General features: G+C 66.6%; 17 protein-coding genes. 14 read left to right on the top strand and 3 right to left on the bottom strand.

Translation table 11 applies throughout. The features are described from left to right. Positions 1-222: 222 nt before the first annotated feature. Both U1707_RS11175 and U1707_RS11170 read right to left on the bottom strand, forming a co-directional pair. Positions 223-747 carry a YceD family protein gene (locus tag U1707_RS11175; RefSeq protein WP_332800141.1) on the bottom strand — a complete coding sequence of 175 codons (525 nt, stop codon included), beginning with the start codon at positions 745-747 and terminating at the stop codon, positions 223-225. After that, positions 744-1250: a ubiquinol-cytochrome C chaperone family protein gene (locus U1707_RS11170; RefSeq protein WP_332800140.1), complete on the bottom strand. Its 507-nt coding sequence runs from the start codon at positions 1248-1250 to the stop codon at positions 744-746. Before U1707_RS11170 ends, U1707_RS11175 begins: the two co-directional genes overlap by 4 nt. 134 nt (positions 1251-1384) lie before the next feature. On the opposite strand from U1707_RS11170, the gene U1707_RS11165 reads away from it, so the two are divergent. The 9 genes from U1707_RS11165 (at position 1385) to U1707_RS11125 (ending at position 10859) form a co-directional block, all read left to right on the top strand. Continuing rightward, positions 1385-1891 (top strand): outer membrane protein assembly factor BamE, encoded by a 507-nt coding sequence (locus tag U1707_RS11165; RefSeq protein WP_332800139.1) that lies wholly within the window; start codon positions 1385-1387, stop codon positions 1889-1891. 235 nt (positions 1892-2126) lie between these two features. Then, positions 2127-3557, top strand: coding sequence for a glycosyl transferase family protein (locus U1707_RS11160; RefSeq protein WP_332800138.1), 1431 nt, complete (start codon positions 2127-2129; stop codon positions 3555-3557). Beyond that, positions 3554-4564: a hypothetical protein gene (locus U1707_RS11155; RefSeq protein ID WP_332800137.1), complete on the top strand. Its 1011-nt coding sequence runs from the start codon at positions 3554-3556 to the stop codon at positions 4562-4564. Before U1707_RS11160 ends, U1707_RS11155 begins: the two co-directional genes overlap by 4 nt. A gap of 78 nt (positions 4565-4642) precedes the next feature. Beyond that, positions 4643-5557, top strand: coding sequence for a sulfite exporter TauE/SafE family protein (locus U1707_RS11150; protein WP_332800136.1), 915 nt, complete (start codon positions 4643-4645; stop codon positions 5555-5557). A gap of 62 nt (positions 5558-5619) precedes the next feature. Then, positions 5620-6339, top strand: a complete 720-nt coding sequence (locus U1707_RS11145; RefSeq protein WP_056054789.1) for a TIGR02186 family protein — start codon at positions 5620-5622, stop codon at positions 6337-6339. A gap of 77 nt (positions 6340-6416) precedes the next feature. Further along, on the top strand, positions 6417-8099 hold the full coding sequence (locus tag U1707_RS11140) for an ATP-binding protein (protein WP_443025686.1): 1683 nt from the start codon (positions 6417-6419) through the stop codon (positions 8097-8099). Positions 8100-8257: 158 nt separating this feature from the next. After that, the gene (locus tag U1707_RS11135; RefSeq protein ID WP_332800135.1) at positions 8258-8881 is read left to right on the top strand and encodes a LuxR C-terminal-related transcriptional regulator; all 624 of its coding nucleotides are present in this window, start codon (positions 8258-8260) and stop codon (positions 8879-8881) included. 273 nt (positions 8882-9154) lie between these two features. Then, positions 9155-9922: a bacteriorhodopsin-like gene (locus U1707_RS11130; protein ID WP_332800134.1), complete on the top strand. Its 768-nt coding sequence runs from the start codon at positions 9155-9157 to the stop codon at positions 9920-9922. Continuing rightward, positions 9885-10859, top strand: coding sequence for a Brp/Blh family beta-carotene 15,15'-dioxygenase (locus U1707_RS11125; protein ID WP_332800133.1), 975 nt, complete (start codon positions 9885-9887; stop codon positions 10857-10859). Before U1707_RS11130 ends, U1707_RS11125 begins: the two co-directional genes overlap by 38 nt. Before the next feature lie 73 nt (positions 10860-10932). Here the strand turns inward: U1707_RS11125 and U1707_RS11120 are convergent, their stop codons facing one another. Then, positions 10933-12450: a peptidoglycan DD-metalloendopeptidase family protein gene (locus tag U1707_RS11120; RefSeq protein WP_332800132.1), complete on the bottom strand. Its 1518-nt coding sequence runs from the start codon at positions 12448-12450 to the stop codon at positions 10933-10935. Between the two features lie 209 nt (positions 12451-12659). Here U1707_RS11120 and U1707_RS11115 point away from each other — a divergent pair, with 209 nt between their 5' ends. The 5 genes from U1707_RS11115 (at position 12660) to U1707_RS11095 (ending at position 17696) form a co-directional block, all read left to right on the top strand. Further along, complete coding sequence (locus tag U1707_RS11115) at positions 12660-15152, top strand: helicase-related protein (RefSeq protein ID WP_332800131.1); 2493 nt, start codon at positions 12660-12662, stop codon at positions 15150-15152. After that, complete coding sequence (locus U1707_RS11110; RefSeq protein ID WP_332800130.1) at positions 15145-15453, top strand: RNA-binding S4 domain-containing protein; 309 nt, start codon at positions 15145-15147, stop codon at positions 15451-15453. Before U1707_RS11115 ends, U1707_RS11110 begins: the two co-directional genes overlap by 8 nt. A gap of 281 nt (positions 15454-15734) precedes the next feature. Then, positions 15735-16076 carry a ferredoxin FdxA gene (gene fdxA, locus U1707_RS11105; RefSeq protein WP_031393648.1) on the top strand — a complete coding sequence of 114 codons (342 nt, stop codon included), beginning with the start codon at positions 15735-15737 and terminating at the stop codon, positions 16074-16076. Positions 16077-16290: 214 nt separating this feature from the next. Next, entirely contained in the window at positions 16291-16824 is a 534-nt protein-coding gene (locus U1707_RS11100; protein WP_056053923.1) for a CarD family transcriptional regulator, read from the top strand. A 122-nt stretch (positions 16825-16946) separates the two neighbouring features. Beyond that, entirely contained in the window at positions 16947-17696 is a 750-nt protein-coding gene (locus U1707_RS11095; protein ID WP_332800129.1) for a head GIN domain-containing protein, read from the top strand. The last annotated feature ends 11 nt before the right edge of the window (positions 17697-17707 follow it).

The raw sequence follows: 17707 nt of genomic DNA, 5'->3' as shown, positions 1-17707 counted from the left end.
CGCGCCGCCCGTATCAACCCACATGCGCGCCACCCCGGCGGAGGCCGGGGTCCAGTTGGGAGACGGCGCTACGAAGGGCATCGCTTCGTTATTCCCACCTTTCCAACTGGGCCCCGGCCTTCGCCGGGGTGGGGCGGGTATTTTAACGGGCTGATCCTTACGCGTACGAAGCGTGTATCCAGATAAGCTAATCCTTACCGCGTACTAACACAGCGCCGCCGCTCAGCTCTTCCCCGCCATCCTCGCCTTCAGGTCCGAAAACGCGTTCGCCGGTCGGAACTCGTCCTCGCTGATGACTCCGGCCGCCGCTAGCGCCGCCGCGGCGTTCGGCCCGCGGGGGAACGGGTCGATCGACAAGGCCAGCGTATCCGCCGCAGCCTCGCCAAGATCGATCGTACCGCCCTGGATCGCGACGGTGTCGAGCGCGTCGTCGGACAGTTCGACCTCGTCGCCCTCAGCCACGAGTTGCTCGACGAACAGCAGCGCGACCGGCTCGTCGATGCGCGTATCGAGCGGTTCGTCGGTCACCGAGCATGCCTGCACCGCCGCGCCGGTCACGCGCCCCTTCACGACGATGCCGCTGTCGGTGCGCTTGATCCCGAGGCGCGCCTCGAGTCGCGCGATCGAGAGCAGGGCAAACCGCTTCGCCAACGCCGCGCACTCGTCCTCGTTCGCGACGATCTCGACGATCCGCTCGCGCTCGCCGATCGTGTCGAGGCGTTCGGGGCGGCTGAATTCGGTCTTCACGGCAAGTCTCCAGCAAGCAAGGTCGTCATCGGCGTAGAAGCCAGCGCGGCATGAAACGCCATCACCGACTTGCGAACGTGCGCGAGCGCCGCGTCGTCAGGCGTCACGCCGCGGTACAGGTTGCGCACCAGCGCCGGCCCGATATCGCCCGCCGCCAGTCCGTCGCGGTACGCGCCGAGGCGTCCGCCGAGCATGCTCATCATCTTGCCGATATGCTTGCCGACGATGATGTCGCCGATCCCGATCTCGCGCAGCTGCCCGTCCATGTCGTCGACGAAGCGTTCGGCGAGCCGCGCCGCGGGGTCTCCGCCAGCCGACTCCGATTCCAGCCGCAGCATCACGACCGCCAGCAACGTGGCGATCATGTCGAACCGGCCGTCGACCGTATCCGGCACCGCGCCGTCCAGATACCAGTGCGGCTCGCGAGCGCGGGCGACGACCGCGTTGTACAGCCGCAGCGCCTCGTCGGGCTTCTCGCCGAGCAGTCTTCCCAACCAGCTCAAAATGTATCGTCCTCAACTCGAAGCCGCGCTTCGGCTTGTTTGCCCGCGCATCCTCGCATATCGAGGCGATCGGCGGCCGATGCAATCGCGTGGGACCCGTCACGTGTTTTCGCGTGCCCCGGTTGGGAGTTTATATGAGCGTGTTTTCCGCCCGTACGGGTCTCGCCGCAGCGCTTGCGGTTGCCGCATTGGCCAGTGCGGGCTGCACCCAGTTGCGCTCGCACCAGGGCTATGTCGTCGACACCGACCTCGTCAACTCGGTCCAGCCCGGCGTCGACAACCGCCAGTCGGTACTCGCGACGCTGGGCAAGCCGACGCTCGCCGGGCAGTTCGACCAGGGCGATTGGTATTATCTCGCCCGCGACAGCCGCAACCTCGCGTTCCGCAATCCGCGACCGAACGCACAGATCACGCTGCAGATCAGCTTCGACCAGAAGGGCACCGTCACCGCGATCCGCCGCGGCGGGCTCGATCAGGTCGCCTCGATCAAGCCATACGGCAAGAAGACGCCGACGCTGGGTCGCGAGCATGGGTTCTTCCAGGATCTGTTCGGCAACATCGGCACGGTCGGTGCGGCTGGCAGCGGTGGTAACGGCAACAATGGCAGCAACACCGGCGGTGGCGGCCGCGACCGGCCGTAAGGTCGGTCTTTCCGCAGCCGGCAGCGCGGAGTTTGGCCGCGCCGCGTGCTAAGCATCGGCGCGGCCGGCCCGATATGGTCGGCGCCGATCCCGAAAGGGGGGAAAGGGATCGGCTGCATAACGCGTGCGTCCCGGGAAGGTTCGAATAATAGCGCGAGTCGCAAACATTCGATTCCGATCAGGTTAGGGCCGACGCGGACACGTCCTCCTGTACCCTCCGTCCCGGGGGTGCGATTTGGTCGAGTCGGTATGGATCGTCGACGTTTTCGCGCACGAGACCTTGCTGTTCGCCGGGGTCGGATTGCTGCTTGGTGGCATCGACGACCTGCTGATCGACCTCGTCTTCATCGTTCGGCGCATTCTTTACGGTCGCTTGCCCCGCCTGACGCTTGCGACTCTTCAACCGCCCCGTGCTCCCGGCCGAATCGCCGTCTTCGTTGCCGCCTGGGACGAAGTGGCGGTGATCGGCGGCATGCTGTCGACGGCGGTCGACCGGTACGAGCATGACGACTACCGCATCTATGTCGGTCTTTATCCCAACGATCCCGCGACCATCGATGCCGCCGCCGCGGTGGCGGAACGCGATCCGCGCATCCGTCTGGTCATAGGTCCGCGCGACGGACCGACCACCAAGGCGGACTGCCTCAATACGCTCTGGAAGGCCTTGCGCCGCGACGACGCGCGCGAGGACACCCGGACGAAGGCGATCGTCCTCCATGACGCCGAGGATGTCGTCCATGCGCAGGAATTGCGCGTCGTCGACAGTCTGATCGATCGGTACGAGGTGGTGCAATTGCCCGTCCTGCCGCTGGTCAACCGCGGCGCCCGGCTGGTGTCAGGTCATTATGCCGACGAGTTCGCGGAATCGCATGCCAAGCAGATCGTTGTGCGCACCGCGCTCGGCGCCGGCATGCCGCTCGCCGGTACGGGCTGCGCGATCGCTCCCGACGTGCTGGCGATGATCGCCCAGGCGCGCGGCGGCGAACCGTTCGATGCGACCAGCCTTACCGAGGACTATGAGCTTGGCCTGCGTCTCGCCGAACTCGGTGCACGCGGCATCTTCGCGCGCGTGGCGACCGACGATGTCGGCGGCGTCGTCGCGGTCCGGGCCTATTTCCCGGGGACGATCCAGGCCTCGGTCCGCCAGAAGACGCGCTGGATGACGGGTATCGCGCTCGCCGGCTGGGATCGGACCGGATGGGCGCCGCCGCGCGCGTTCGCCGATCACTGGATGCGGATGCGCGACCGCCGGGCACCGCTCGCCGTGGTGGTTCTCGCGGTCGCCTATCTCGCGATCCCCGCATGGGGCGCGGCGATACTGCTGCATTGGCAGGGTGGCCCGGCGATGTCCTATCCCGCGCCGCAGCCGATCGCCTTCGTCCTGCTCGTGGCCAACGCCGTGCTGCTGGTCTGGCGGCTCGCGATGCGGATGATCTTCACCGGGCGAAGCTATGGCCTGCGCGAAGCCTTATGGTCCTTGCCGCGTTTCCTGGTCGGCAATGTCGTGTCGTTGCTCGCCGCCCCTCGCGCGGTCATCGTCTATATCGGCATGCTGCGTGGCGCGGCGCCGGTGTGGGACAAGACTCGCCACGAATTTCCCGACCTGATGGCCGACGTCGATTCGCTACCGACCGATCGGCCGCAATCCATCGCCGCCGCGGGATGACCGGTGGTCGTCCGCTGCGGTTCTTGGCGATGACGCTGGGCGGATGGACGATGATCCGGATCGCGCTCGCGCTTTCCGACGAGGGCGCGCTGCCGGAGGGCGGGCTGCTTCCATCGGTGATCAAGATCCTCGTACCCGACGCGGTATCGGCTGTGTTCGCGAAACCGAACGATCACGGGCAGGTGGCCGACCAGCCTATCGCCACCCCGATCGCGGAACCGATCCTTGCGTCGCCGCTGCCCCTCCTCCCGATCACAGCGACGATGCCCAGCCTTCCCGAACCGAGCGGCGATCGCCGACTTGCGCCGACGCCCACCGAGTCGAAGCGCCGAACCCTGCCGCTGCCGTCCCCGTTCGCACCACCGGCACGCGTGCGCGCCGCAAACCGGCTGAACGGCAGCGCGTGGTTTCTCGTGCGTGGTGGCCCGTCCGGTACCTTGTCCGGCGGTCAGCTCGGCGCCTCGCAAGGTGGCATACGACTGACCTACGCGCTGGGGGCACACCGTAGATTTGCAGTCGCCGCACGCCTCGCCGCCCCGTTGAAGGGGAAAGGCCGCGAAGCCGCGCTCGGCATCGAATGGCAGCCGACCGCCCTGCCGATCCGCCTGATCGCCGAACAACGCTTCGTGCTGGATGGCGGGCGCGGCGGCCCGACACTGGGGATCATCGCCGGCTACGGCCCGGCCGACATCGCTCCCGGCGTTCGCGTCGAAGCGTATGGCCAGGCCGGCGTCATCGCCCGCGACGGTCTGGACAAGTTCGTCGACGCATCCGCGCGGCTCACGCATCCGCTCGGCCAAATGGCGGGTGTCCGAATCGATGTCGGGATAGGGGCCTGGGGCAGCGCGCAACGGGCCGCCGAACGCTTCGACATCGGTCCGTCGCTGGTCGTCGGCATGCCGATCGCGGGCAAATCCCTGCGCCTCACGCTGGACTGGCGCGAACGCGTGGCAGGCGCCGCCCGCCCCGGCTCCGGCCCGGCCCTGTCGATCGGTAGCGACTTTTAAGACGGCCTAACCGCTCACACGCCCCGGCCCGCTAACACGGCCTAGCCCCGCCATCGGATTCCGGTGTAACGCGGAGACGTGGACCTGTATCTTCCCGTCGCCAACCTGTCGGTCAATGCGCTCGTCATCATCCTGCTCGGCGGGGGCGTCGGGCTGCTGTCGGGCATGTTCGGCATTGGCGGCGGTTTCCTGACCACCCCGTTGCTGATCGTCTACGGGATACCGCCGACGGTCGCGGCCGCATCGTCCGCCAGCCAGGTGACCGGCGCCAGCGTCTCTGGCGTGTTCGCGCATTTTCGGCGCAAGGGCGTCGACACCAAGATGGGCGGCGTACTGGTCGCGGGCGGTATTCTCGGCTCGTTCTTCGGCGCATGGCTGTTCCGCCTGCTCCAGCAAAGCGGCCAGATCGATACCGTGATCGCGATCGTCTACGTCGTCATGCTCGGCTCGATCGGTGGGCTGATGGCAAAGGAATCGATCAGCACGATCGGTCGTGCGCGGACCGGACGTCCCCCGAAGGCCCGCAAGCGGCGCCATCATCCGCTGGTCGCCGCGCTGCCGCTGCGCACGCGCTTCTACGCGTCGGGGCTCTACATATCGCCGCTCGCGCCGCTGTTGCTCGGCTTCTGCACCGGCATCCTGACGATCCTGCTGGGGATCGGCGGCGGCTTCATCCTTATTCCGGCAATGATCTATCTGCTGGGGATGGCGACATCGGTGGTGGTCGGTACGTCGCTGTTCCAGACGTTGTTCGTGACCGCGGTCGCGACGATGGTCCACGCTACGACGACCAAGGCCGTCGACATCGTGCTCGCCGGGCTGTTGCTGCTGGGCTCCGTGGTCGGTGCACAGATCGGCGCGCGGTTCGCGACGAAGTTCAAACCGGAATATCTCCGCCTCGCGCTGGCGGTGATGGTGCTGCTGGTCGGCGTCCGTATCCTGCTCGGCCTGGTATGGCGGCCCGAAGAAATCTTCTCGGTGACGCTATCGTGAAGGACGGGCTTGCAGCACGGGCGCTGAAGCCAGCGTGGCTCGTCCTGCTTGCGCCGCTAATGATGGCACAGGCCAAGCCCGTGCTCGTCCCCGACGTGTCCCAACGCAATATCGAGATCGCCTACAGCTTTACCGGCGCCGAACTGCTGCTGTTCGGCGCGATCCTGTATCCTGGCGGGCGCTTGCCGAGCGGCGAGCATCCCACCGATATCGTCGTGGTCGTGAAAGGCCCGACCCAGTCGATCCTGATGCGCGAAAAGGAAAAGGTCGCGGGGATCTGGGTCAATGCGTCACGACTGCGGTATCGCTCCGCCCCCAGCTTCTATGCGATCGCCTCGTCCAAGCCGATCGGGCGGCTGGTCGACGACCGTACGCGTGCGATCTACGAACTCGGCCTCGACAGCCTGCAACTGTCCCCCGCGTCCAGCGCGCCGACCGATACGCAGGACCGGTTCCAGAAAGGCTTGGTCGATCTCAAGCGCCGTGCCGGCCTGTATTACGAGGCACCGCGCGCGGTCGAGATCACCGACGACGTGCTGTACCGCGCGCGCGTGACGATTCCCGCGCGTGTGCCGGTCGGTCGCTTCACCGCGGAGACGTTCCTGATTCGCGACGGTCGCGTGCTGGCGGCGGCCGTGCGCGACATCGACATCCGCAAATCGGGATTCGAACGCTTCGTCGCGCGCGCGGCCGAGCGCTCGTCGGTCGTCTACGGCCTCGTTGCCGTCGCATTGTCGGTGTTTCTGGGGTGGGCCGCGGGGTGGATCGCGCGCAAACTGTAAGGAAATTCTCCATCCTCACCGGATATTTACGCCTTTGACGACATAGCGTCGGTCCGATTGAGCGGAGTCCACGAACGATGACCGAAATGCCGGGCTCGAACGCCTTTCAGCAGGCCGTACCCTTGATGGGTGCGCCGTTGAACGACGGTTTGGGTGAAGCACTGGCCCACGCGCCGATCGGCGTGGTCTACGCGATCGCCGGATCGAGCAGTCGGGTATTGCTGGACCGCGCGTCGATCGTCGCGCTGTTCGACGACGCCGATCCCGTCGTTGCGGCGGCGGGGCAGGTCGGCAGCCAGATCAAGATGCGGATCGGCGCGTCGTGGCTCGTCGCCAACATCCGTTCGCTCAAGATGGAAGATGCCGCCGGAACCTGCATCGCCGCGGAGATCGACTATCTCGGCGAGGGCGACGAGGAACGGCTGACCGGAAAACTCTACACGTTCCGCCGCGGCGTGACGCGGTACCCGATGCCCGGATGCGAGGTGTTCCCCGTCACCAGCGCGGACCTCAAACAGATCTATGCCGCAGGCGACCGCGCGAACATCGAGGTCGGCATGGTCTATCCGACCAAGGATATTCGCGCCGCGCTGTACGTCGATGCGATGCTGGGCAAGCATTTCGCGCTCGTCGGCTCCACCGGCACCGGCAAGTCGACCGGGGCCGCGCTCATCCTGCACCGGATCTGCGAACTGGCGCCACAAGGCCACGTCGTGATGATCGATCCGCACGGCGAATATGCCGCGGCGTTCAAGACCAACGGTGCGATCTACGACGTCACGAACCTGCAGATGCCGTACTGGCTGATGAACTTCGAGGAGCATTGCGAGGTCTTCCTGACCAGCAGCGGCTCCGCGCGGCAGTTCGACGCGGACATCCTGGCCAAATGCCTGCTGATGGCGAAGACGAAAAGTCGCCTCGGGCAGGAGATCGCCAAGCTGACGGTCGACGCGCCGATTCCGTATCTACTCAGCGACCTGACCAGCATCATCGCCCTCGAAATGGGCAAGATGGACCGGGCCGGCGACACCGCGCCCTATCTGCGACTCAAGACCAAGATCGACGAGATCAAGGCCGATCCGCGCTATGGCTTCATGTTCTCGGGCCTGCTCGTGGCGGATACGATGGCGGCTTTCCTCGGACGGATCTTCCGGTTGCCAGGCGACGGCAAGCCGATCTCGATCATCGACGTCTCGGGCGTACCGTCCGACATCACCTCCGTGGTGGTCGCCGTGCTGGCACGGATGACGTTCGATTTCGCGATCTGGTCGCGCAACGAACCGCAACGGCCGATCCTGCTCGTGTGCGAAGAGGCGCACCGCTACATCCCCGCCGGCCAGGACGCCAACACCGCAGTCGGCCGTATTCTCGGCCGGATCGCCAAGGAAGGCCGCAAATACGGCGTGTCGCTCGGGCTCATCACGCAGCGTCCCTCCGATCTCGCGGAGGGCGTGTTGTCGCAATGCGGCACGATCATCGCGATGCGGCTGAACAACGACCGCGATCAGGCGTTCGTCCGCGCTGCGATGCCCGAGGGCGCGCGCGGTTTTCTCGATTCGATCCCTGCGCTGCGCAACCGCGAATGCATCATCTGCGGCGAAGGCGTGACGATCCCCATCCGGGTTTCGTTCGACGATCTGGCGGACGCGAAACGACCTGCGTCCGGCGACCCGCTGTTCTCCGAGCTGTGGCGCGATGTCGGCGGCGAGGAGCAGATCATCTCGCGCACGATCCAACGTTGGCGGGCGCAGGGAAAATAAAGGACCGGCGTTTCGACACGCGGCACCGGCACGCTGTCCAGTCGAATCGGACGCGTTAATCGTACGTCGGGCCGATGCCATGTGGTAGACGATCATCAAGAGCGGACTCGACGTCGAACAGGCGCGGGAACAGGCGTGGAAACAGGAGAGATGACGCCATGGCGATCACGATCGAACCACCGCGTCCCGACGATCGGGTGGCCCGGCTGGTGGCCGACAGCCCGATCGCCTCGGTCATCAGCAATCCGCGCCTGCCCGACAATCCCATCGTCGCCTGCAATCAGGCCTTTTGCCTTCTGACCGGCTATCCGGCGCGCGACGTGGTCGGGCGGAACTGCCGTTTCCTGTCCGGCCCGGCCACCGAACACTGGTTGTCCGAGGAAATCTGCCGCGGTGTCCGCGAGCATCGGCCGGTGCTGGTCGAAATCCTCAACTACAAGCGCGGCGGACAGCCATTCCGCAACGCCGTGCTGGTCGCGCCGATATACGACGATGACGACCAACTCGTGTATTTCCTTGGATCACAGGTCGAAATCGACGCGGAAGCGACGCCGCAGACGAGCATGCGCCGGATTCGGGCGGCCGAACTCGTGAAGTCGCTTTCGGTCCGCCAGGGTCAGATTCTGAAGTTCGTCGCCAACGGCCTTCTCAACAAGCAGATCGCCGCCGAACTCGATTTGTCCGAAAAGACGGTGAAGATGCATCGCGCGATCCTGATGACCCGGCTGGGTACGAGGACGACGGCGGACCTGATCCGGCTGGCCGTCGAAGCCGGGCTCTGACGCCCGGACGACCGACCGGTACGACCGGGTACGGACCAAGTACCGTATCGCCGACCTTTTGCGGCGGGCGTAGGACGGTGGCGGTCGTCGCAGCGATGGCACCATCATCGGGCGCCGGTTCGTTGATGGGATGAGCTTGACCCTCCGTTAGTCTCGCCGTCGCTGTGGCGCCATCGTCGGTGGCATGAGATCGATCCGTGTATCGGCCTTTGGCCTCCTCAGCCCCGCCGTAGCGCGATCATGGCGTGCGCGGCCCATATGATCGAGGCCCCAATGGATGTCGTGACCCCTTTCCAGTTTTCGCTGGTCTACAACGCCTTCTCGTTCACGCTCGCGGCGATGGGCGCGGCGACCGCGTTCCTGTGGCTGAGCCGGTCGCAGGTCGCGCCGGCGTATCGCACCGCGCTGACCATATCGGGCCTCGTGACCGCGATCGCCGCCTATCATTACCTGCGCATCTTCGAGAGCTGGAACGAAGCCTATGTGCTCAAGGACGGTCTCGTGACGGCGACCGGTTTCGCCTTCAACGACGCCTATCGCTATGTCGACTGGCTGCTGACGGTGCCCTTGCTGCTGATCGAACTCGTCCTCGTCATGCGGCTGTCGGCGGAGGAAACGTCGTCAAAGGCGGTCCGTCTGGGTTCGGCCGCCGCGCTGATGATCATCCTGGGCTATCCGGGCGAGATCGCGACCGACATTCCCACCCGCGCGCTGTGGGGTACGCTGTCGTCGATCCCGTTCGTGTACATCGTCTGGGAACTGTTCCGTGGTCTCGGCAGCTCGATCGACCAGCAGCCGATCGAGGCGCGGAGTCTGGTGCGCAAGGCACGCCTGCTCACCTTCGCATCGTGGGGATTCTATCCGATCGTCTACATGGCGCCATATGCCGGGATCACCGGTGCCTCGGCGACGACCGTCATCCAGCTTGGCTACACGATCGCGGATCTGGTTGCGAAGGCCGGCGTCGGAATCCTGATCTTCATGATCTCGTCCCGCAAGTCGCATGCAGAAGCCCGTGGCGGCACCGCGCACTTCGCCTGATCCCCGCCGCCTCGCCATGATGCCGGAAAGCATGCAGTTGATCCGCCGCGCCTCGATCGGGCGCGGCGGACTTTCGCATCCCGTGTTCTGGCTTGCCACGGCCTGCCTGATGATCGCGATCGTCGCGGGGCTGCCGTTGACCGGACGACCGGCGACGATGCTCGCCACGCTCCTGTTCATCGGCGGCGGCATGCCGCACGGCGCCTACGACATCGCGTTGCTGGCGCGGACATCCACCGTGGGACGACGCCAGCTTGCACTTGCAGTGGCCGGCTATGTCGGGGTCGCAGCCGCGATGCTGGTGCTGTGGTCGACCTTGCCGCTGATCGCCCTGATCCTGTTCCTTATCGCCGCCGCGATCCATTTCGGCGAAGACTGGACGATGCTTGACGAACCGGTGCTGAAGATGGCGGCGGGTACCGCCATCATCGCCGCACCCGCGATCGGCCATCCGGCCGCGGTCGGAGGATTGTTCGCGGCGATGGCCGACGGCGCCGGAGGGCTGGGCATCGCTCGCGCCATGATCGCCGTTGCACCCGTCGCGCTGCTCGTCACGGGCGTCGGCATCGCCGTCGCATGGCGTGACGGTGCGCGCGAATGGGCCGCGGCGATGGCGGTCGCGATCGCGATGCTGATGATCGCGCCCCCCGTTCTCGGGTTCGCGCTGTTCTTCGTCTTCCTGCATTCGCCGCGCCATCTGGCCGATGCCCGGTTGCGCCTGCCGGATATGTCGATCGTGCGGTGGCTGGCGACCGGCGCGGCGATGTCCGCCGCGGCGATCGCCGGCTGGCTGGTGTGCACGCTGAGCCTGCCGGCAGCCTTCACGCCCGACATCACCGCGCAGGCGTTCCAGTTGCTTGGCGCCGTCGCGGTACCGCACCTGATCGTGTCGCGGTGGATAGAGCGGGCAAACCAGACCGCCCTGACCCGCCGCTAGATCGGCCAGGTCCCAAGGGCAATTTCCAGCAGGGACTTCGCGGCAGGAAATCGGCCGGCGAAGCAGCGATGTTTCAGCCTCCGACCCGCACCGCGAGTAGTTGGGCGACCTTCGCCTTGAACGCACGCAGCTGCGCGCCCGAGAGTTGCGCGGCGCTTGCGAAGGACACGGAACGCGGATTGATCGCGGCGCCGTTCTTCCACACTTCCCAGTGCAGATGCGGTCCGGTCGACATGCCGGTCGATCCGACATAGCCGATCACCTGACCCTGCCGGACCCGAGTACCCGACGACACCACGATCCGGCTCATATGGCCGTAGCCGCTCGCCATCCCGCCGCCGTGGACCAGTTTGACGAAATTGCCATAGCCGCCGGTTCGTCCGGCGAACGCGACGATGCCGTCGGTCATCGCATGGATCGGCGCGCCGTAAGGGGCGCCGATATCGAGCCCCTTGTGCATCCGCGTGAAGCCCAGCAGCGGGTGCCGCCTGAGCCCGAAGCTCGAGGTGATCCGCCCGATCACCGGCATGCCCGACACGGCGCGCCGCTCGGTCTGGCCGTTCGCATCGAACCAGCCGCCGCGGCTCGAGTCGCCGTCGACGTTGGAATCGTTGTCGGCGTTAGCCTCGCCGGGTCCGAACCGGACGAGCTGCACTTTGCGGCGGCCCTGGTCGATACCGGCGAACAGGAGATCGCCGATCCGCGTTTCGCCGGTCGCGGCACGCTCACGCTGGACGATCAGGTCGAAGCTGTCGCCGGCGGTAACGTCGCGGCCGATGGACAGCCGGGTCGAGATCGCCTTGATGAAGGACTCGACCGCCTTGGCCGGCACCCCCGCCGCGCGGGCAGAACGGTAGAGGCTGGAGCCGACGAGTCCCTGGATACGCAGCGGCGTCGAGTCGACCGCGATCGGCTTGCGGTCGATCGTCAGCCCACCCGCACCGCGCGCAAGCGACAGCGCCAGATCGAACCGTGCGCGGAAATCGAGCTTTTCCAGCGGCCGCGCGACGGTGCGGTCCGTGCGCCGGCCAAGCGTCAGCGCGATCCGCGTTCCGGCGGGAATCGTGCTCGGTTCGACCGATCGCGCGACCAGCGCCGCCGCGGCCTCGGCATCGCCCCGGCCGACACCTGCGCGGATCAGCGCACGGTCGAAGCTGTCTCCCTCGCCGAGCGTCGTGGCAAGATCGATGCTGGGTCGTTCGGGCACTTCGCCGAGCGGCGCGACGAGATCGTTCGATGCCATTCGCCGCCCCGTCGTCGCGCCTTGTGCCAGCGGTGAGATACCCTGTGCGCGGGTCTCCTCCCATTCGGCACCGGCGAGCGGCGCAGGTACCGCGCCGAACAGCGGCCTCACGCCCGGCGACAGCATCCAGGTCGCGGCACACAGCGCGGTGCAGGTCGCGAGGCCGCGCCACCAGTCGAGGCTCCCGATCCGCGCGCCGAGATCGGGCACCCAGTCGATTCGCGTCGCCCGGTCGCGCAACGGATCGGCGCGAGTCGGCTGGCCGAGCGGCGTCGCCGGCGCGCGGCCGAAACCGGAGCCTGCCGTCGCGCTCGCCAATTCGAAGCCCTGATCGTTACGAAAATACACGCCGGTCCCGCCCGATGATGCCGCCCGCTGATGCTGATCGCCCGGCGCCGCTGCTGGTTGTGATCGCAATCCGCTAAAGTCAAATTAACCGGCCTGTTCGCACCTGCCGAGTTGCGGTCGGGTGTGCGCGTGCGGCGGCAGATCGCCAATGCCGACGAAACTCGTCCCAGGTCATTGCGCACGCATGCTTTACCCCCGATGTTGGTGGCATGAACGACGGCGCGAACGACGTGGTCACGGCGGTTCTCGGCCCGACCAACACCGGCAAGACGCACCTCGCGATCGAGCGGATGTGCGCGCATTCCAGCGGCATGATCGGCTTCCCGCTGCGATTGCTGGCCCGGGAGGTCTATGACCGGGTCGTGGCGATCAAGGGCGCCAACCGCGTCGCGCTGGTCACCGGCGAGGAAAAGATCGTTCCCGCCGATGCGCGCTGGTTCCTCTGTACCGCGGAATCGATGCCGGACCGCGACGTCGCCTTTGTCGGTATCGACGAGGCGCAGCTCGGCGCCGATCCCGAACGCGGACATGTCTTCACCGATCGGCTGATGCGGGCGCGGGGGCGCGAGGAAACGATGATCCTCGGGTCCGAGGCACTCCGGCCGATGATCAAGGCGCTCGTTCCCAAGGCGGAAATCGTCAACCGGCCTCGCTTCTCGACGCTGACGTACGCAGGCGCGAAGAAGATCAGCCGGCTGCCCAAGCGCTCGGCGATCGTCGCCTTCTCGGCGGAGGAAGTCTACGCGGTCGCCGAGATGCTCAGGCGTTTGCGCGGCGGCGCGGCGGTGGTGATGGGCGCGCTGTCGCCGCGTACCCGCAACGCGCAGGTCGCGATGTTCCAGGCGGGCGAGGTCGATTATCTAGTCGCCACCGACGCGATTGGCATGGGGCTCAACATGGACGTCGCGCATGTCGCGTTCGCCAGCCTCAACAAGTTCGACGGCAAGCGGCAACGGCGCCTGACGGTGGCGGAGATGGCGCAGATCGCGGGGCGCGCGGGACGACACCAGCGCGACGGCACGTTCGGTGCGCTGTCCGACGACGGTCCCGGCGCGTTCCTGCCCGAGGAAGTGCTGGCGATCGAGGAGCACCGGTTTCCCCGCCTCGAAAACCTGTACTGGCGTCAGGGCGAGCCCGATTTCGCCAGCATCGATGCGCTGGTCGCGAGCCTCGAGGCGCGTCCACCCGCGGGTGTCTTGCGCGCGGCGCCGCAAGCGCTCGACCTGGGCGTGTTGAAGCGGCTGGCGGAGGAAGGCTGGGTGCGCGAGCGGGCGCGGCATCCGGCGATGGTCGCGCGGCTGTGGGCGGCATGCGGCGTGCCCGATTTCCGCAAAGTCGGCCTCGACCCGCATGCGCGCTTCGTCTCGCGTCTGTTCGGGCATCTGAGCGAGGGGCGCGGGCATATCCCGCACCAGTGGTTCGCCGACGAGATCGCGCGGCTCGATACGGTGGCGGGCGATGTGCCCGTGATCGCCGGGCGGATCGCGGCGGCGCGGATCTGGGCGTATATCGCGCAGCGCGCCGACTGGCTCGCCGAACCGACGCTGTGGGCGGCGCGGACCGCCGCGCTTGAGGAACGCCTGTCGGACGCGCTGCACGCCAGCCTGACGCAGCGCTTCGTCGACAAGCGCACGACCGCGCTGATGCGCCAGATCGGTGCAGATGCCAGCGCACTGCCCGTGGTAATCGGGCCCGAGGGCGAGGTGATGGTCGAGGATCACCCGATCGGTCGCCTCGACGGGTTCCGCTTCACGGTCGCGGCGGACGCGCGGGCGAGCGACAAGCGCCTGCTGCTCGCCGCCGCCGAAAAACGCCTGACGGGCGAACGCGCGCGCCGCGGGCAATCGCTGGTCGATGCGCCCGACGCCGATATCGCGCTCGACGATGCGGCACAGATCGTCTGGGCGGGGCATCCGGTCGCCAAGCTTGGCGCAGGGCCGTCGTTCGCACGGCCGAAGCTGATCCTCGACCGGTCGCTCGATTGTCTCGACAAGCCCGCACGCGACAGGATCGAGACGCGATTGTCGCTGTGGCTTGCGGCGATGCTGAAACGGCGGATCGCCGTGCTGGTCCATCTCGCCGAGCTGAGCCGCGACGTGAACGCGACGCCAGCGTTGCGCGCGGTCGCCAGCGCGATCGAGGAGGCCGGCGGGATCCTGCCACGGTTGCCGATGCGGCTCGCGCTCGATGCGATAGATCCCGACGAGCGCAAACGGCTGCGCAAGATCGGCATTACGATCGGTGCGCTCGACGTGTTCGATGCGCGGTTGCTCAAGCCCGAATCGGCACGGTGGCGGCGCATCCTCGCAGCGGCTCGCGGGGTGACGATCACCGCCCCGCGCGATGGCGCGACCGTGCTCGCGCGGGGCAGCGAGGGCGCAGTGTTGGCGGCGGGGTTCCGTCCGCTCGGGCTCCAGGCGGTCCGGATCGACCTGATCGAGCGCATCGCTCGCGCCGCGCACGATTCGCGGCAGGGTCGCACGCCGTTCGCGCCCGACCCGGCGCTGGCCACCTCGATCGGGGTCGACCCCGCATCGCTGGAGCGACTGATGGCCGAACTGGGCTTCAAGGCGCTGGCGGGGGACACCGCGCGCTGGGTCTGGCGGGGCCGCCCGCCTGCGCGTGCCGTGACACCCGCCCCGATCGATCCCTCGCGGCAGAACGCCTTTGCCGGGCTTGCCGCACTGGTTCGCCATGGTTGAAGGCGCGATGCGGATCGACCGGTTCCTGTGGTTCGTGCGGCTCGCCAAGACGCGGAGCGCGGCGCAGGCGATCGCGGAGAAGGGGCATCTGCGCATCGACGGCCGGCCGATCGATCGTGCGCATTGCCCGGTGCGGATCGGCAACGTGCTGACGTTTGCGGTGTCCGATCAGGTTCGCGTCATCCGCATCGAGGCGTTGCCGGAGAGACGCGGTCCGGCCCCGGAAGCGCAGGGATGCTATCAGGATTTGATTGCCGGGAAGACGCCGGCCGATACCGTCCGCGATCCTGCTTCGGAGTGACCGAAGTGCTCGACACGAGCGATTGTCGCAGCGGATGACGCAGCAACAGCGACCGCCGTCATCCTGACGAAAGTCAGGATCCAGAGCCACGAGACGCCGTCCTTGGTATCCTGGATCCTGACTTTCGTCAGGATGACGCAGTGGGTTAGGCAGTGTGGGATCGGAACGGCAAAGCCTGATAACGTCTCGCAGAAGACTTGCTATGATTGACGCGAGGGGCAGGCGCGCATAGTCGCTGGCGCGTTCGTCGCCGGAAAGGAATCCGGCCCAGGAGTTCTGCAATGACCTACGTCGTCACCGACGCCTGCATCCGCTGCAAGTACATGGACTGCGTGGAAGTGTGCCCGGTGGATTGCTTCTACGAGGGCGAGAACATGCTGGTGATCAACCCCAGCGAGTGCATCGATTGCGGCGTGTGCGAGCCGGAATGCCCCGCCGAAGCGATCCTGCCCGACACCGAAAGCGGGCTGGAGCAGTGGCTCGAGCTGAACACGACCTTCTCTGCGCAATGGCCCAACGTCACGCGTAACGACAACCAGACGCCGCCCGACGCCGACGCCATGAAGGGCGTCGAGGGCAAGTTCGACAAGTATTTCTCGCCGGAACCCGGCGCGGGCGACTGACGGACGGCGAGTAATCCTTAATAGGACAAGCCGGCTGCCATGTGCGGCCTATGTGCGGCTGGTAATTTTGTTGCAAAGCTGCTATTGGGTCCGCGACGGGCGCGATGACGGATGTCGTGCGCCTGGCGTGAGTTAGACCTATCCCTCCCCGATGCAGCTGCGACGAGTCCTTCGTCGAGGCGTCGCGTGGAGGCTTGATCCGGAAAGGCCCCAAATGGCTGCCAAGGCACTGTCCTTCGATGTCGGTGATTTCGTCGTTTACCCAAAGCACGGTGTCGGCCGTGTGATCGAGCTGCAACGCTCGGAAATCGCCGGCATGACCCTCGAACTCTACGTCCTCCGGTTCGAGAAGGAGCGCATGACGCTCCGCGTACCGACCAACAAGGCCGAAAGCGTCGGCATGCGCAAGCTGTCGTCCGACAAGACGATGCGCGAGGCAATGGACACGCTCAAGGGCAAGCCCAAGGTCAAGCGCACCATGTGGTCGCGCCGTGCGCAGGAATATGAGGCGAAGATCAATTCGGGCGACCTGGTGTCGATCGCCGAAGTGGTCCGCGATCTGTTCCGCGCCGACGACCAGCCCGAGCAGAGCTATTCCGAGCGCCAGATCTTCGAAGGCGCGACCAGCCGCCTCGCGCGCGAACTGGCCGCGATGGAAGAGCTCGACGAGCCCAAGGCGCAGGAGAAGATCCTCGATATCCTCCGCGCCGCGGCCGCGATCTACAACAAGGATAAGGTGCCGGCATAACTGCCGCGGCATCCGATCCGACTACGAAAGGGCGGTCCTGCGGGGCCGCCCTTTTTCGTTGAAATCCTGTTTGCAGATGTCGTGGTATGGCGTATTGCATCAGCAACACACAGGAGGATGCGATGAACTTTCTTGCGCTCGGACTGATCATTCCTCTCGCGGCCTGCTCGTTCAGCTGGAACGGCAACGACACCGGCGCGAGCGCTAACTCGGGCTCTAGGGCTGCGGCGGCAGGATCGGGAACGACCCGAACCTACCAGGTCGCCGGGTTCGACGGCATCGACCTGCAGGGTTCGGACGATATCGATGTGCGCGTCGGCACCGGTTTTTCGGTCCGGGCGGAAGGGCCATCGGACCAGCTCGACCGACTGACGATCGAGCGCAGCGGCGAAACGCTCAACATCGGCCGCAAGAACGGAGCGAGCTTCGGCTGGAACAAGGGTGGTAAGGTGAAGGTGTACGTCACGCTGCCACGGCTGACCGACGCGACGGTCTCGGGCTCGGGCGACATCACGGTTGACCACATCGAGGGTGCCAGGTTCGCGGGCGGCATCCCAGGCTCCGGCAACCTGAATATCGCCGCGATCCGGGTCGAGGATGTTTCATTCTCGATCGCCGGATCGGGCAACGTGCGCGCCGCGGGTACGGCGAACATGCTCAACATCGCCATTGCCGGCTCGGGCGAGGTCGATGCGCCGAGGCTGCAGGCGCGGTCTGCCAAAATTGAAATTTCGGGCTCGGGCAAGATCCACGCGATCGTCGACGGACCGGCCACGGTCAACGTGTTGGGCTCGGGCGATGTCGATCTCGGCCCGAATGCGCGGTGCACGACGTCGAAGATGGGCTCGGGGCGCGTGCGCTGCGGCAACTGACTTGCAGGCGG

Source organism: Sphingomonas sandaracina (assembly GCF_036663695.1).
Lineage (GTDB): Bacteria > Pseudomonadota > Alphaproteobacteria > Sphingomonadales > Sphingomonadaceae > Sphingomonas.
Note: the sequence above shows the minus strand (reverse complement) of the source record. Positions and strands in the feature narration are given on the sequence as shown.

Bases quoted from the DNA above. Each gene is read 5' to 3' on its own strand.
- U1707_RS11165 (WP_332800139.1), top strand. From the start codon at position 1,385: ATGAGCGTGTTTTCCGCCCGTACGGGTCTCGCCGCAGCGCTTGCGGTT.
- U1707_RS11155 (WP_332800137.1), top strand. From the start codon at position 3,554: ATGACCGGTGGTCGTCCGCTGCGGTTCTTGGCGATGACGCTGGGCGGA.
- U1707_RS11145 (WP_056054789.1), top strand. From the start codon at position 5,620: ATGGCACAGGCCAAGCCCGTGCTCGTCCCCGACGTGTCCCAACGCAAT.
- U1707_RS11140 (WP_443025686.1), top strand. From the start codon at position 6,417: ATGACCGAAATGCCGGGCTCGAACGCCTTTCAGCAGGCCGTACCCTTG.
- U1707_RS11135 (WP_332800135.1), top strand. From the start codon at position 8,258: ATGGCGATCACGATCGAACCACCGCGTCCCGACGATCGGGTGGCCCGG.
- U1707_RS11130 (WP_332800134.1), top strand. From the start codon at position 9,155: ATGGATGTCGTGACCCCTTTCCAGTTTTCGCTGGTCTACAACGCCTTC.
- U1707_RS11125 (WP_332800133.1), top strand. From the start codon at position 9,885: ATGCAGAAGCCCGTGGCGGCACCGCGCACTTCGCCTGATCCCCGCCGC.
- U1707_RS11115 (WP_332800131.1), top strand. From the start codon at position 12,660: ATGAACGACGGCGCGAACGACGTGGTCACGGCGGTTCTCGGCCCGACC.
- U1707_RS11110 (WP_332800130.1), top strand. From the start codon at position 15,145: ATGGTTGAAGGCGCGATGCGGATCGACCGGTTCCTGTGGTTCGTGCGG.
- fdxA (WP_031393648.1), top strand. From the start codon at position 15,735: ATGACCTACGTCGTCACCGACGCCTGCATCCGCTGCAAGTACATGGAC.
- U1707_RS11100 (WP_056053923.1), top strand. From the start codon at position 16,291: ATGGCTGCCAAGGCACTGTCCTTCGATGTCGGTGATTTCGTCGTTTAC.
- U1707_RS11095 (WP_332800129.1), top strand. From the start codon at position 16,947: ATGAACTTTCTTGCGCTCGGACTGATCATTCCTCTCGCGGCCTGCTCG.